Source organism: Ruminococcus sp. BSD2780120874_150323_B10 (genome assembly GCF_015553695.1).
GTDB lineage: Bacteria > Bacillota > Clostridia > Oscillospirales > Acutalibacteraceae > Ruminococcoides > Ruminococcoides intestinale_A.
In genome coordinates this window covers 121,518-136,822 of record NZ_JADNHD010000007.1, presented here as the reverse complement: position 1 = coordinate 136,822, position 15,305 = coordinate 121,518, and the positions used below count along the sequence as shown (strand labels likewise).

15 protein-coding genes are annotated in these 15,305 nt (G+C 41.6%); all 15 read right to left on the bottom strand.

What is annotated here, in order from left to right; all coding sequences use genetic code 11:
* Positions 1 to 191: 191 nt before the first annotated feature.
* The 15 genes from ilvC to I2E21_RS06345 all read right to left on the bottom strand — a co-directional run bounded on the left by ilvC (position 192) and on the right by I2E21_RS06345 (position 15,260).
* A complete protein-coding gene (gene ilvC / locus I2E21_RS06415; RefSeq protein WP_278286548.1) occupies positions 192 to 1,229 on the bottom strand; it encodes a ketol-acid reductoisomerase in 1,038 nt (345 codons plus the stop codon).
* 52 nt (positions 1,230 to 1,281) lie between these two features.
* Positions 1,282 to 1,773 (bottom strand): acetolactate synthase small subunit, encoded by a 492-nt coding sequence (gene ilvN / locus I2E21_RS06410; protein WP_022234016.1) that lies wholly within the window; start codon positions 1,771 to 1,773, stop codon positions 1,282 to 1,284.
* A gap of 12 nt (positions 1,774 to 1,785) precedes the next feature.
* A complete protein-coding gene (gene ilvB, locus I2E21_RS06405) occupies positions 1,786 to 3,408 on the bottom strand; it encodes a biosynthetic-type acetolactate synthase large subunit (protein ID WP_195410751.1) in 1,623 nt (540 codons plus the stop codon).
* Between the two features lie 144 nt (positions 3,409 to 3,552).
* Positions 3,553 to 4,113, bottom strand: coding sequence for a manganese efflux pump MntP family protein (locus I2E21_RS06400; RefSeq protein ID WP_195410750.1), 561 nt, complete (start codon positions 4,111 to 4,113; stop codon positions 3,553 to 3,555).
* A 790-nt stretch (positions 4,114 to 4,903) separates the two neighbouring features.
* Positions 4,904 to 5,230 (bottom strand): rhodanese-like domain-containing protein, encoded by a 327-nt coding sequence (locus I2E21_RS06395; RefSeq protein ID WP_195410749.1) that lies wholly within the window; start codon positions 5,228 to 5,230, stop codon positions 4,904 to 4,906.
* A 6-nt stretch (positions 5,231 to 5,236) separates the two neighbouring features.
* Positions 5,237 to 6,502: a phosphoribosylamine--glycine ligase gene (gene purD / locus I2E21_RS06390; RefSeq protein ID WP_022234220.1), complete on the bottom strand. Its 1,266-nt coding sequence runs from the start codon at positions 6,500 to 6,502 to the stop codon at positions 5,237 to 5,239.
* Positions 6,503 to 6,518: 16 nt separating this feature from the next.
* Positions 6,519 to 7,694: a phosphoribosylaminoimidazolecarboxamide formyltransferase gene (locus I2E21_RS06385; protein ID WP_022234219.1), complete on the bottom strand. Its 1,176-nt coding sequence runs from the start codon at positions 7,692 to 7,694 to the stop codon at positions 6,519 to 6,521.
* A 25-nt stretch (positions 7,695 to 7,719) separates the two neighbouring features.
* On the bottom strand, positions 7,720 to 8,436 hold the full coding sequence (locus tag I2E21_RS06380; protein WP_022234218.1) for an IMP cyclohydrolase: 717 nt from the start codon (positions 8,434 to 8,436) through the stop codon (positions 7,720 to 7,722).
* A 14-nt stretch (positions 8,437 to 8,450) separates the two neighbouring features.
* A complete protein-coding gene (purN, locus tag I2E21_RS06375; RefSeq protein ID WP_022234217.1) occupies positions 8,451 to 9,077 on the bottom strand; it encodes a phosphoribosylglycinamide formyltransferase in 627 nt (208 codons plus the stop codon).
* Complete coding sequence (gene purM / locus I2E21_RS06370) at positions 9,077 to 10,111, bottom strand: phosphoribosylformylglycinamidine cyclo-ligase (RefSeq protein WP_195410748.1); 1,035 nt, start codon at positions 10,109 to 10,111, stop codon at positions 9,077 to 9,079. The genes purN and purM overlap by 1 nt, the downstream gene beginning before the upstream one ends.
* Positions 10,112 to 10,127: 16 nt before the next feature.
* Entirely contained in the window at positions 10,128 to 11,579 is a 1,452-nt protein-coding gene (gene purF / locus I2E21_RS06365; RefSeq protein WP_178587339.1) for an amidophosphoribosyltransferase, read from the bottom strand.
* Positions 11,576 to 12,073 (bottom strand): 5-(carboxyamino)imidazole ribonucleotide mutase, encoded by a 498-nt coding sequence (gene purE, locus I2E21_RS06360; RefSeq protein WP_022234214.1) that lies wholly within the window; start codon positions 12,071 to 12,073, stop codon positions 11,576 to 11,578. Before purE ends, purF begins: the two co-directional genes overlap by 4 nt.
* Positions 12,074 to 12,406: 333 nt before the next feature.
* Positions 12,407 to 13,801 (bottom strand): putative ABC transporter permease, encoded by a 1,395-nt coding sequence (locus tag I2E21_RS06355; RefSeq protein ID WP_195410747.1) that lies wholly within the window; start codon positions 13,799 to 13,801, stop codon positions 12,407 to 12,409.
* An 85-nt stretch (positions 13,802 to 13,886) separates the two neighbouring features.
* Positions 13,887 to 14,792, bottom strand: coding sequence for an SPFH domain-containing protein (locus I2E21_RS06350; RefSeq protein WP_186935246.1), 906 nt, complete (start codon positions 14,790 to 14,792; stop codon positions 13,887 to 13,889).
* A 21-nt stretch (positions 14,793 to 14,813) separates the two neighbouring features.
* A complete protein-coding gene (locus I2E21_RS06345; RefSeq protein ID WP_117705451.1) occupies positions 14,814 to 15,260 on the bottom strand; it encodes an NfeD family protein in 447 nt (148 codons plus the stop codon).
* Positions 15,261 to 15,305 lie beyond the last annotated feature (45 nt).

The following is a 15,305-nucleotide window of genomic DNA, read 5'->3' as shown; positions in this document are numbered from 1 at the left end:
ATTGCATAAACGGAAAGTATTTGTGGGCTTTGCCCACACCCACGACCTTTGAAAAGGTCGACCAAACTTTTATAATTGCTTGATAAAGCAATCAGCTAAACCATAATTTACCCCAACTAATGAAAAAGAACCTTAAAAATAACAGCCCTGACTGAAAAGCCAAGGCTGTAAATAAGCTATAAACTATAAAATTAGTTGTTGATAAGCTTGTCTTCGTTTGACCAGCTGTAAAGCTTTCTAACTTCCTTACCAACTACTTCTGCAGGATGCTCTGCAGCTTTTCTTCTCATAGCACGGAAGTGAGCCTGACCGCCTGCCGGTGACATATCGAGGAGGAAGTCCTTAGCGAATGTACCGTCCTGAATGTCAGAAAGGATCTTCTTCATAGCCTTCTTAGTATCCTCAGTAACAATCTTTGGACCTGTGATGTAGTCGCCGTACTCAGCTGTGTTAGAGATAGAATATCTCATACCCTCAAAGCCTGACTGATAAATAAGGTCAACGATGAGCTTCATCTCGTGGATACACTCAAAGTAAGCGTTTCTTGGATCATAACCTGCCTCGCAAAGTGTTTCAAAACCTGCCTGCATAAGTGCGCAAACACCGCCGCAAAGAACAGCCTGCTCACCAAAGAGGTCTGTTTCTGTTTCTGTTCTGAATGTTGTTTCAAGAACACCTGCTCTTGCGCCGCCAATACCGAGTGCGTAAGCAAGTGCAAGATCCTTAGCCTTACCTGTAGCGTCCTGCTCAACAGCAACAAGACAAGGTACACCCTTACCAGCCTGATACTCACTTCTTACTGTATGACCAGGTCCTTTAGGAGCGATCATAGTAACATCAACATCTGCCGGAGGAACGATCTGACCAAAGTGAATTGCAAAACCGTGAGCGAACATAAGCATATTGCCTGCCTCAAGGTTAGGAGCAATATCCTTCTTGTACATAGCTGCCTGCTTCTCATCGTTAATAAGAATCATAATAATATCGGCACGCTTAGCAGCCTCTGCAGCTGTATATACCTTAAAGCCCTGTGCTTCTGCTTTCGCCCAAGACTTACTACCCTCGTAAAGACCAATGATTACATCACAGCCTGAATCCTTAAGGTTAAGAGCATGAGCGTGACCCTGGCTACCATAACCAATGATTGCAATTGTTTTGCCGTCAAGCAAAGAAAGGTTACAATCTGACTGATAGAAAATTTTTGCTGTCATATTTTCCATTTTAAAAATCCTCCTTACCGCTATGCGGTTGATATAAAAAGATTTATGTAAATCTGCAAGATTACACGGACACTGCAGTAGCACCCTTATCAAGAGCTACTGTACCTGTTCTTACAATCTCACGGATACCATAAGGCTTTAATAACTCTACCAAAGTGTCAACACGGCTTGAACATTCACAATACTCAACGGTAACGCTTGTAGTAGAGAAATCAACTATTTTACCCTGCATAAGCTCAACAGTGGTGAGAATTTCGCCACGCTTTGCAGCAGGACAATGAACTTTTATAAGTATCAGCTCACGGCTGATAAAATCACCTTCGGCAAGTCTTTTAACCTTGATTACGGGAATAAGTTTGTTAAGCTGTTTTTCAAGCTGTTCAACAACATATTCGTCACCGTTTGCAACAATAGTGATTCTCGATACATTTGGGTCGGTAGTCACGCCAACCGCAAGTGAGTCAATGTTGAAGCCTCGTCTTGAAAACAAACCCGAAATCTTAGAAAGAACGCCCGCCTGGTTTTCAACAAGTATTGATAAAGTATATTGCATAACAACACCTCATTAAATCGACGGAGTGTCGGGATATACATCGCACACAAGAATGAACGGCTTGTCGGAATCAACAATATTTTTAATGATTTCTTCTGCCTGCTCATTTGAGTTTGCCTCTGCATGATCAATTCCGTAAGCCTCCGCAATTTTAAGAAAATCGGGATCACCTTCAAGAATAGTTGCACTGTGTCTGTGACCGTAGTGGTTATCCTGAAGCTCACGCACCATACCGAGTCTTGAGTTACGCATAATTATAATTTTAATGTTAAGGTTATTACCTGCAATAGTTGCAAGCTCGTTTAACTGCATCTGAAAACTGCCGTCACCGCAGACAACAAGCACATCTCTGTTCGGTCTTGCAAACTTTGCTCCTATTGCGGCAGGAACCGAATAACCCATTGTACCCATACCGCCTGTTGTAAGGAATCTTCCCTCACGAATACGGAAGTTGTTTGCACACCAAATCTGATTTTGACCTACATCGGCAACCAAAATTGCCTTTGAACGGAACATTGCGCTCAAATGACCTACAAGCGTTCTCGGTTCTACATAACCGTCAAACTTAGGAGGTTCTCTGAATAAATCCTTTTTCCATGTTTTAACAGCCTCACTCCACTGGTTCTGAACCTTGTAGTCGCCAATGTTTTCATTGAGCATATCCATAACATTCATCATATCGCCGACAATCGGAATAGCTGTCTTAACATTTTTTCCGATTTCCGCCGGGTCAATGTCTATGTGAATTACAGTTGTTCTTTTACTCATCTGGTCGGGCGCCGCCACGGCTCTGTCACCAAGTCTTGCGCCGCACACAATAACCAAATCAGCCTCGTGCAAAGCTCTGTTTGCAGCAGGCTTACCGTGAGTACCGAGCATACCGAGGTAAAGCTCGTGTTCTGACGGCATAACGCCGATTCCCATCATTGTGGAAATTACAGGAATACCTGTTTTCTCGGCAAAAGCCTGAAATTTAGGCTTAACACCCGAGCTTAAAACACCGCCGCCGGATACAATAATCGGACGCTTGCAGTTTTTGATAGCCTCGACCGCACGCTTAATCTGAAAAATGTGTCCTTTGGTATTCGGCTTGTAGCCGATAATATTTACAGTTTCGGGATATTCAAACTTTTCAATTTCATTCTGCTGAATATCAATAGGAATATCAATAAGTACAGGGCCCGGTCTGCCTGTTTTTGCAATATGAAAAGCCTCTTTGAAAATTCGTGGCAAATCTTCTGTTTTGCTTACAAGATAGCTGTGCTTTACAAACGGCTCGCAAGCGCCTGTAATGTCAGCCTCCTGAAATACATCTCTGCCAAGCAAATCACTGCGTACCTGACCTGTAATTGCGATTATCGGAATAGAATCCTGATAAGCGGTAGCAATACCTGTAATAAGGTTTGTTGCACCCGGTCCCGAAGTTGCTACACATACACCGGGAATATCACTGCATCTTGCATAACCGCTTGCCGCATGAGCCGCATTCTGCTCCTGACGAACAAGCACATGCTTGATTGAAGAATTATAAAGCGAATCGTAAAAAGGGCAAATAGCCGCACCCGGATATCCGAAAACCACTGAAACACCCTCGGCTTCCAGACATTTTACCATTATATCGGCACCGTTTATCATTGCTTTCTGCACTCCTGTCCTTTTTAATTAAGTAACCAAGCAAAACCTAACTTTGCTTTACAGATAATTATACTATAATTTATATCAAAAGTAAAGGGCGATAACCGATTACAAACGACTTTTTTCTAAAAAAATTTTGTATTTTTATCCTAATACGCCAATGCCCTCGAGCAATATTTTTATACCGATAAGCACAAGCACAATACCGCCGAACAATTCCGCCTTTGATTTATACTTTGTACCAAATAAACTGCCTATTTTTACACCTACGGCAGAGAATATAAATGTTATCACACCGATAAACGACACGGCGGGAACAATCTGAACCTGCAAGAAAGCAAAAGTTACACCGACAGCCAAAGCGTCAATACTGGTCGCAATCGCAAGCAAAAGCATTGATTTTACATCCATTGAAGAATCGACTTTTTCGTCTTTGCAAAAAGACTCTTTTATCATATTTCCGCCGATAATCGCAAGGAGAACAAAAGCAACCCAATGGTCGTACTTTTCAATCATCTCTGCAAAAAAGCTGCCTAAAAAATAACCGATAAGCGGCATAAGTGCCTGAAATCCACCGAACCACGCACCTGCAATGCACATATGTTTAGGCTTAATTTTACCGAGCGAAAGGCCCTTACATACAGACACAGCAAAAGCATCCATTGATAAGCCCACCGCAAGGATAAAAAGCTCCAATATGCTCATACCAATTCCTCCAAAAAACATTTCATATAAATTTATGCGCTTTTCATATGCAATATTAAAACGGTTCTATTATAAATGTTGGGTTAGTTTTATAAATTATGGTTTAGCAAATTGATTTGCCAATTAATTATAAAAGTTTGGTCGACCTTTTCAAAGGTCGTGGGTGTGGGCAAAGCCCACAAATACTTTCAGCTTACGCAATCTGACGATAGCCGAACAGCTCGCTGTTCGGCGGCTTGAACACAACGGCGTTAGCCTTTAAATGCGATAACAACAAAAAAGCCATTCATTAAACAATAAATAAGCAAATTCTTTTCTAAAAGGCTACCGCCTGTTTTTTCAAACTCGGTGCAAGCACGCAAACAGCGTAGCTGTTTGCGCCTGATAAATTGTAATATCGGAAGATTTTTATGGGTGCTGCCCAAACCCGCAATTTTTGAAAAAATTGAGTAAACTTTTTTTGTTTTTTGGAGGATAATTTAGCGTTAGCTAAATTTCAATCCCCGACCGACACTCCGTTAAACCATAATTCACCCCGTTTCCGACAAATAACCCCATTAAAAAGTCAAAAAGGCTCACAGACAACCTTTTGCAAATGCCAACAACTTAAATATTATAAATTAAGTTATTAAATTAAAAACATTTCCTTTGTGCTGTCTGTGAGTCTCATCATTTAAAATATTACCGGGTAAAATTCACCAGTATGTCGATAATACTATACGCAAAAATGCGTACCGATTACTCCCTCTTAACATTAAAATCAGGAATATTTATACAATAAATTGTAATTTTAAAGTCCCATAATCAAGCCGTAAGGCCAGGCAATCAATCCACCTATATCATAAATATCTGTGTAGCCGAGTCTGCAGAGAGCTTCTGCCGCCATTCTGCTGCGACTGCCTGTTCTGCAATAAACCACAAGCATATAATCCTTACTCGGTATAACTTCTTTTGCCGATTCGGCGGTAATATCATCAACAGGAAAAAGCACTGCGTCTTTCACATGTCCCGTTGCATACTCCTCTTCCTCACGCACATCAAGAATTATACAATTCGGATTTTCGTCTATGAGTTTTTTTGCATCCTCAAAGTTGTTTACAGTATGAATTATACACATTAATAATCACTTAGTTTTTCCAATATCGTGGCGGAAGTGCATACCCTCAAAGCTGATTTTATCAACCGCAGCATATGCTTTTGCAAGTGCCTCATCAAGTGTAGGAGCAGTTGCAGTCACACCGAGAACTCGACCGCCGTTTGTGTAGAATTTACCGTTTTCATACTTTGTACCTGCATGATAAACAGTAGCGCCCTCTACCTGACCGTTTTCGTCCATACCGAACATTTCAATGCCCTTTTTATATGCAACAGGATAGCCGCCGCTTGCCATAACTACGCAGGCAGCTGCGCCGTTGTCCCATTCAATGTCGAGGTCAGCAAGTTTTTCGTCAATAACTGCCTCGCAAATATCGACAAGGTCTGTTTTAAGTCTTGGAAGAACTACTTGCGCCTCAGGGTCACCGAAACGAGCGTTATACTCAATTACCTTAGGGCCGTTCGGAGTAATCATAAGTCCGAAATAAAGACAACCCTTGAAAGGTCTGCCCTCTGCTACCATAGCGTTGATTGTAGGAATAAAGATTGTGTCCATACATTCCTTTGCAATCTCGTCTGTATAGTAAGGATTCGGGCTGATTGTACCCATACCGCCTGTGTTAAGTCCCTCATCATTATCGTAAGCTCTCTTGTGGTCTTTTGAACTTACCATAGGCTTTACGCACTTGCCGTCTGTAAATGCAAGTACAGAAACCTCCGGACCTGTCAAAAATTCTTCAATAACAATTCTGTTGCCGGATTCGCCAAACTGCTTATCTTCCATAATAGACTTAACGGCATCAACAGCCTCGTCAACAGTCTGTGCAATAATAACACCCTTACCGAGTGCAAGACCGTCAGCCTTGACTACGATAGGAGCAGTATTCTCTGCCTTTAAATATTCAATAGCATTTTCTGCGTTATCAAAGGTTTCGTATTTAGCGGTAGGAATACCGTATTTTTTCATTAAATCCTTTGAAAATACCTTTGATGCCTCAATTACAGCCGCATTTGCATTAGGGCCGAAAGCTCTGATACCGGCAGCCTGAAAAGCGTCAACAAGACCTGCCGCAAGCGGATCATCCGGAGCTACAAAAGCAAGGTCAATATTCTTTTCTTTTGCGAAAGCGACAAGTGCCTCTTTATCCATAACACCGATATTTACGGTTTCGGCATCTCTTGAAATACCGCCGTTACCGGGGGCACAGTAAAGTTTTGTGCACTTTGGGCTTTCAAGAAGTTTTTTGATAAGTGCGTGCTCTCTTCCGCCTGAACCAATCATTAAAATATTCATATCTTCACCCCGCAGATTAATGGTGGAAAAGTCTGATGCCTGTAAATGACATAGTCATTCCGTACTTATTGCAGGTATCAATTACATTGTCATCTCTGATTGAACCGCCGGGCTGTGCAACATACTGTACGCCCGAACGCTTAGCTCTTTCAATGTTGTCGCCGAATGGGAAAAATGCGTCTGAACCGAGTGAAACGCCGCTGAATGTTGCGAGCCACTCTTTCTTCTCTTCTCGTGTAAGAGGCTCCGGCTTAGTTTTAAAGAACTGCTCCCAAACGCCGTCTGCAAGTACATCCTCATAATCGTCGGAAATGTAAACATCAATAGTGTTATCTCTGTCAGGTCTGCGGATATTGTCAACAAACGGGAGGTTAAGAACCTTCGGATGCTGTCTTAAGAACCAAATGTCAGCCTTGTTGCCTGCAAGACGGGTACAGTGAATTCTTGACTGCTGACCTGCGCCGACACCGATAGCCTGACCGCCCTTTGCATAGCAAACAGAGTTTGACTGTGTATATTTGAGTGTGATAAGAGCAATAAGAAGATCACGCTTAGCCTCTTCCGTAAGCTCTTTGTTCTCTGTAACAATGTTCTGCATAAGCATAGCTTCGTCAATTTTAAGCTCGTTTCTGCCCTGCTCAAAAGTTACACCGAATACATCCTTATGCTCAATCGGAGCAGGAACATAGTTCGGGTCGATTTTTACAATGTTATATGTGCCTCTGCGCTTTGTCTTAAGCACTTCAAGAGCCTCTTCTGTATAATCCGGAGCGATAATACCGTCAGAAACTTCTCTCTGCAAAAGTTTAGCGGTCTGAACATCGCAAGTATCGGAAAGTGCAACCCAGTCACCGTATGATGACATTCTGTCTGCACCTCTTGCTGCCGCATATGCAGAGGCGATTGGTGAAAGCTCCAAATCGTCAACAAAATAAATTTTCTTTAATGTATCCGAAAGCTCGGTAGCTACCGCAGCACCCGCAGGGCTTACATGCTTGAAAGACGCAGCTGACGGCAAGCCTGTTGCCGCCTTAAGCTCACGCACAAGCTGCCATGAGTTGAATGCATCAAGAAAATTAATGTAACCCGGTTTGCCGTTGAGTACCTCAACAGGAAGTTCGCCCTCGTTCATATAAATTCTTGAAGGCTTCTGATTAGGGTTACAACCGTATTTAAGTGCAAGTTCCTTCATTGGAGTTCATCCTTTCATAATCAGATTATTTATTCTTATTAATAATTCTTGACTCTGCCGTATCTGAAGCAATGTCAATGTAGCGAACAAAAAGTGATACCTTGTTGTCCTCGTCAAGTGCATTCCATACTTTTTCAGCAAAAGTATCAATGTCATCGTTGCCAATCTCTACAAGTGTAGGCTCCCCCTCAAAACTTGGGAGTGGAGTGCCGTCACCCATATAAGTGTGAATATATCTGCCAAGGCCCTGTAAAGGTGTGGAATACATAAATGTATATCTCTGACAGCTGTCAGGAATACCGTCTGCACTCTTAAGGATTGACATAGCATATTCCATAACACCGCCGCTGCACTTTACAATACCTGAAATACGAGGTGTGTAGTTAGGGCCGTCAGGCTCAAACTCTCTTGTGCGGAGTGACTCTTCAAAGGTTTCGCCCTCGTTCATAAGCTCATAAATTGTATCTGTCTGGTCACCGTTTGTAACGATTGTCTTGTTGTCAAGTTTTCTGACAGGTGAGTAAATGATAAGTGACGGATCAATAAGCTTTGATTCGTCAAAAGCCTGTGTCTTTATGCCGTCCTCGGTTTCAACGAAAATTCTGTTTCTGCTGTTTTCGCTTCTGCCCATAATAAAGTAAGCAATTACAGCCTTTGTGCCGTCAGCACTTCTGCCTATAACAATTCCTCTGCCCGGATAAGTAACAGAAGAGATTTCTTTTTCAAGTGAAATTGGTTTCATTGTTTACCTCCGAATTATTCGGCAATTACTGTAACATTGCCGTTTACCTTTATTTTATCTTCGCAGAAAAGCGAAACAGCCTTAGGAAGAATTTTCCATTCCGCCTGTTCCATAACTCTTTTCTGTAAAATTTCGGGTGTGTCGCCGTTTTGAATTTCAACAGCTTTCTGAATGATGATAGGACCGCCGTCACATACCTCATTTACAAAATGTGCTGTTGCACCTGTCACCTTTACTCCCCTTGCAAGAGCCTGCTCGTGAACCTTAAGTCCGTAAAAGCCCTCGCCGCAGAAAGACGGAATAAGTGACGGATGAATATTTATAATTCTGTTTTCAAACGCTCTGATTACACCTGTACCGAGGATTGTCATAAATCCCGCAAGCACAACCAAATCCGCATTTTTTGACTTTAAAAGCTCGGTTAATGCCTTATCGTATTCGTCAAGGCTTGCATAATCCTTTCTGCGGATTATGTCGGTAGCAATATTGTGATTCTTGGCTCTCTCAAGTGCATAAGCATTCGGATTTGAAGAAATAACGCAGGTGATTTTACCGCCCTTTATCTCCCCTCTTTCCGATGCATCTATAAGAGCCTGTAAATTAGTACCGCCACCGGATACAAGAACAACAATATTTTTCATTATTCAATTACAACTCCGTCATTGCCCTCTACTACTTCACCGATGATTACAGCATCCTCACCGTTTGCCTTGAGAACCTCAATAGCCTTATCCGCATCGTTTTTGTCAACTGCAACGAGCATACCTACACCCATATTGAATGTATTAAACATATCGTGCTCTGAAATACCGCCGACTCTCTGAATAAGGTCAAAGATCGGAAGAACAGGAACTGCGCTCTTGTTAATCTTAGCAGAAAGACCGTCATTTAACATACGGGGAATATTCTCGTAGAAACCGCCGCCTGTAATGTGAGATACAGCCTTTACTTCAACTTCTTTCATAAGAGCAAAGAGTGGTTTTACATATATTTTTGTAGGAGTGAGGAGAGTTTCGCCTAAAGTTTTGTCAAGCTCAGGGTATGTATTATTGATTGTGTTTTCGTTAATATCAAAAACTTTTCTTACAAGTGAAAAACCGTTTGAGTGAACGCCCGAAGAACGGAGTGCAACCAAAACATCGCCTGCCTTGAGCTTAGAGCCGTCAATCATCTTTGGCTTGTCTGCAAGGCCTACGCAGAAACCTGCAACATCGTATTCGTCAACAGGCATAAGACCCGGATGCTCGGCTGTTTCGCCGCCGATAAGTGCACATTCTGACATAACACAGCCGTCTGCAACACCCTTAACGATTTCCGCAACCTTTTCAGGATAGTTCTTTCCGATTGCAATATAGTCAAGGAAGAATAACGGCTTTGCACCGCAGCAAATTACATCGTTTACACACATTGCAACTGCATCAATACCGATAGTATCGTGCTTATCCATAAGAAAAGCAAGTTTGATTTTTGTACCTACTCCGTCAGTACCGCTGACAAGTACAGGCTCTGTCATACCGCTTACATTTGGGGCAAAAAGACCGCCAAAACCGCCGATACCCGAAACAACGCCGTCAATTTTTGTGCGTGCAACATGCTGTTTCATAAGTTCAACCGACTTATAACCTGCTGTTACATCAACACCTGCTGCCTTGTAGCTCTCTGAAAAACTCTTCATCTTCAATCACTCCAGATTATTTTTTATTAATTTTCTTTGCGAATTTATCAACAAATATAGTTCTCGGAATTTCCGCAGGATACTCTCCTGTAAAGCAACCGTTGCAAAATCCGACATCTGCACCCTCGGCAATTTGATTAAGACCCGAAACGCTGAGATAGCCGAGCGAATCCGCACCGATTTTATTGCATATCTCTTCTTGTGAAAACCTATTTGCAATAAGCGACTCCTTGTTGTGAATATCCATACCGAAATAGCACGGACATACAAAAGGCGGAGAGCTTATAAGCATATGAACCTCTTTTGCACCTGCGTCACGCAAAAGTTTTACAATATGATTTGCGGTTTCGCCGCGCACAATAGAGTCGTCAACAATAATAATTCTCTTTCCGCTTACATTTGCCTTAAGGGCAGTAAGTCTTGTTTTGAGAAGTCTTTTCTTTTTATCTTTTCCCGTACCTACGGTTCTGCCAATGTATTTATTCTTAACAAAACCTGTACCGTACGGAATACCCGACGCCTTAGCATAGCCTTGTGCGGCAATAATTCCCGAATCGGGAACGCCGCATACCATATCGGCATCAATCGGATGTTCATTATAAAGCAGTTCACCTGCCTTAAATCTCGCATTATGAACACTTACACCGTCAATAACACTGTCGGGACGGGCAACATAAACATATTCAAAAATACACATAGATGTATTATATGCCTTAATTCTCGACTTGTAACTGTGAAAACCCGTTTCATCAATTACAACCATTTCTCCGGGCTCAACATCACGCAAAAATTCACCGCCAAGACTGTCAATTACACAGCTCTCGGAAGTAATAATATAGCTGTTGTTAAGTTTTCCGATGCAAAGCGGACGGAAGCCGTTTTTATCACGAAAACCGATAAGTCTTGACGGACCGCAAAGGACTGCGGAATATGCGCCCTCAAGTTTATCCATAGCAAACAAAACCGCTGTTTCAAGGTCGTCCGTGGTACAGCGTTCGGTTGCGATTACATAAGACATAATCTCAACATTTGAGTTAGACTGAAAGATTGCGCCGCCATGCTCAAGCTGTTGGCGAATTTCGGCAAAATTAGTAATCGCACCGTTGCTTGCAATAGCAAGCGAACCGGCAATATATCTCATAACAAGGGGCTGATTTGCCGCTCTGTCAAGGCTTTCGTGCGCACTGTAACGCACATGACCGACTGCAATGTTTCCGTCGCCGAGTTTATCTATAGCCTTATCGTTAAAGACCTCTGACACCATACCGAATTCTTTTACGGTAGTAAAATTTTCATTGTTATTTACAGTAATGCCTGCACTTACCTGTCCCCTGTGTTGAAGTCCGTACAAAGCCTCACGGGTAAGGGATGCAATATTGAAATCATCACTGCTGTCTTTATAAACGCCGAACACGCCGCATTCATCGTTTACCTTGTCTTTGTCATATATATCAACATACTTAATCAAAGTTCTGCCACCTTAAGCTGCATAGCCTCATCCTTTTTGGCTACGCCCTCTTCCATATCTGCTTTCATTTTCTCGAGCTTTTCTGCAAGTGTATCGTCAGAAAGAGCGAGCATTTCGATTGCAAGAATTGCAGCATTCGCAGCGCCGTCAACAGCAACTGTAGCTACAGGAATACCTGTCGGCATCATAACTGTTGCAAGTAAAGCATCCATACCGTCAAAAGCGGCTGATTTGCAAGGAATACCGATTACAGGCAAAGTTGTTTTTGCCGCAAGCACACCTGCAAGGTGAGCAGCCATACCTGCTGCTGCAATGATTACTCCAAAGCCGTTTTTCTTTGCGCTGCCTGAAAATTCAATAGCAGCATCAGGAGTTCTGTGAGCACTCATAACATGCACTTCATATGGAACACCAAATTCCTTAAGCTTTGTGACAGCCTTTGAAACTACAGGGAAATCACTGTCAGAACCCATAATAATAGCAACCTTTTTCATCATTACACTCCTTAACTTTTAACGGCACCGTAAAAACGGTGGCAAAATTGTTTAGACAAAGTTTCTGCAAAGGCAAAAATTCATTGCCCTAAAATCACTTTAATTACCATTATATAAAAAATCAGAATAAAATGCAATATGTGACAGGAATTATTTTGAAATTCATAAGCTAATTTACAGTTTAAACGCAGTTTTGATTAAAAATTTTATAATTGACACAGAAGTCGATGTTTTTTAAACTTTCACAACAAACAATGCGCTAAACCATAAATTAACGGGCAGCAGATATATTTACCTGCTGCCCGAGTTGAACTCTGAATTTTCAATTAACTGCTAATCTTTTTCCGGTGCTTTCATATTCGGAAACAGAAATTCCATTTTCTCATCGTCAAAATGATAATCTATATACTGTATAAAAGCGTTATCCGTTTTTGGGTGTTCTGCCCTGTCCTGCCATCTGTAAACCGCCGCACAAGACATAAATGCATTAAATACCATAAATATTATGAGTACCGCCGTCATTACTCCGCCTGCACGCTTTGGAATTTTCTCAATAAGTCTTGCCATCCACGGATAAACAAAGCGTACCCATACAAGTCCCAGAAAGCCCCAGATAAGCGCATACATAAGGTTTGTTCGTCCGTTAAAATTCAGCGGAGTATCGCTGTAATCCCATGATACCGTACCAAAAACAGTTTCCTGAAACCATGAGCAAAAATACTCAAAACTTGCACCAACCACTGCGCTGATTACAAAAATAAGCGTATCGTTAAGTTTATACAGCTTATAAAGCACAACAGTCAAAAAGCACGCTCCGCCGCCGTAAACGGGAATGAACGGTCCGTACACAAGTCCCACTCTCACCTGAAAATTACCGTCAATCATAAACGCCCACAAAGTTTCAAGTATCGTGCCAAAAAACGAGCCTATCACAAACAGATAAAACAACTTTGTAAAACAAAGTCCGAACGCAAAAGGTCGTTCTTCTTTATTCTCAAAAACAGCCGTATATTCGGTCATATTTTTATCCTTGACCTCGCCCACTTTATCTGAAATCATACCGAGATAAACGCTTGTTTTAAGGTCAGGAAATGCATTTGCAAGTCTTCTTCTTAAAATATTTTCCGTAAAAAGTCTGTTACAGTTTTCGCCTATAAGTTTTATTTTTTCCTCGTCTGCATCATCTCCGAGCAATTCTTCAATATTGCTTAAATATTTTATTCTGCGTTTTAATCTTATAACCGTAATCACAGAAAAAATATAGTCAAGCAAAATTATTGCAAGCAGAGCAAACAAAATTATATAGCTGACTGTAGTCGGAATAAGCATAACAAGTGCGTCGGATACGGGCATAAATACTTTTATAAAACCAAATCCGAAAAGTCCTGCCAACAATGCATAAGGCAAAGATATATAACTGCCGATGCTAAGTTTTGACTGCGAATAATCCCATACTTTAAATCCGAGGATTTTTTCAAACAAAAATCCCGAAAGAACTATTACGGCGGTTGTAAGTGCAATCGAAGCAGCAAGCAAAAGCCACGGATAATTTGCAAGCGGAGTCAAAACCACTCTGCAAATAACAGCCGTAAGTCCGTACATAGGGAAAAACGGAGAAGTCAGAAAGCCGTTATTTTTAAACCTTTTATATACCGCAAGGTTTCGTATAACATTACCGACCCAGCCTAAAAACGAAAATATAACAAATGTCCAAAGAATAAGAACCATTAATTCACTTCCTATAAAAAAGCACCTAAGGGTGCAGATAAAAACTGCACCCTTATGCCATATTTTGATTTAGAATTATACTGTATTACTTCTTTGCAGGCTCATCTTTCCAGATTTCCTTAATTGCGGCAACATTTCCTGCAATTGACTGGAGCTCCGACGGAATAATAATCTTTGTAGCCTTACCGTCAGCTGCTTTTGCAAACGCCTCGAGAGATTTAAGCTGAATGATTCTGTCTGTAGGAGCAGCCTCATTGAGCATACGAAGAGCGTCGGCATTAGCTCTCTGTACTGTAAGAATAGCCTCTGCCTCACCGGCAGCCTCTCTGATTTTCTGTTCCTTAACAGCGTCAGCTTTTAGAATAGCAGACTCTTTAAGACCTTCCGCAATAAGAATCTGACTGCGCTTTTCACCTTCGGCGTCAAGAATCTTAGCTCTTCTTTCACGCTCTGCCTTCATCTGCTTTTCCATTGCGTCCTGAATTTCACGAGGCGGAAGAATGTTCTTAAGCTCAACACGCTTTACTCTGATACCCCATGCGTCTGTAGCCTCATCAAGGATAATTCTGATTTTATCGTTGATAGTGTCACGGGAAGTAAGTGTGCTGTCGAGTTCGAGTTCACCGATTATGTTACGAAGTGTGGTTGCTGTAAGATTTTCAATAGCGTTAAGCGGACGCTCAACACCGTAGCTGTAAAGCTTAGGGTCTGTAATTTCAAAATAAACTACGGTATCAATCTGCATAGTAACATTATCTCTTGTGATAACAGGCTGAGGCGGGAAGTCAACTACCTGCTCTTTTAAAGATACTTTTCTTGAAACTTTGTCGATAAAAGGAATTTTTACATGCAAGCCCGTACCCCAAGTTGAGTGATAAGCACCGAGTCTTTCAACTACATAAGCGTGCGCCTGCGGTACGATTTTAACATTGCTGATTATAGCAATTAAAATGATTAATAAAATAATTGCAATTACAATTAACGGTCCCATTCTGATTTCTCCATTCAATAATTATTCTCCCTGCCAAGGTTCAACTATCATTTTTACACCCTCAATGGCAAGGATTTTGACTTTGTCGTCTTTCTTTACAGGTGTAGGATTTTTCAGCTTTGCGGTCCAGACTTCACCGCTCACCTTTACCTGACCCACTGCTTCCAAAGTGTCAATATCGGTAAGCATTACACCTGTTTGCCCAATAAATCTGTCGGAATTTGTTTTTACCTCCTTATGACCTTTTTTATACTTATCCACAAGCGGTTTTGTAGCAATGAGCGTACCGCAGGTAACTACGATAAACACTATAACCTGAACAAGCACAGACGAAGTAATAAGAGAGGATACGGCAGCGCAAAGTGCACCTACGACAAACCATATTGAAACAAGCTGATTTGTTGCGGCTTCGCCCACAGCCATAACCACTGCAATACCAATCCAGACAAAAGGCATATACTCTTCCATATTCACATCTCCTTTCACAACAACATTCTACCATAAGAACAATAT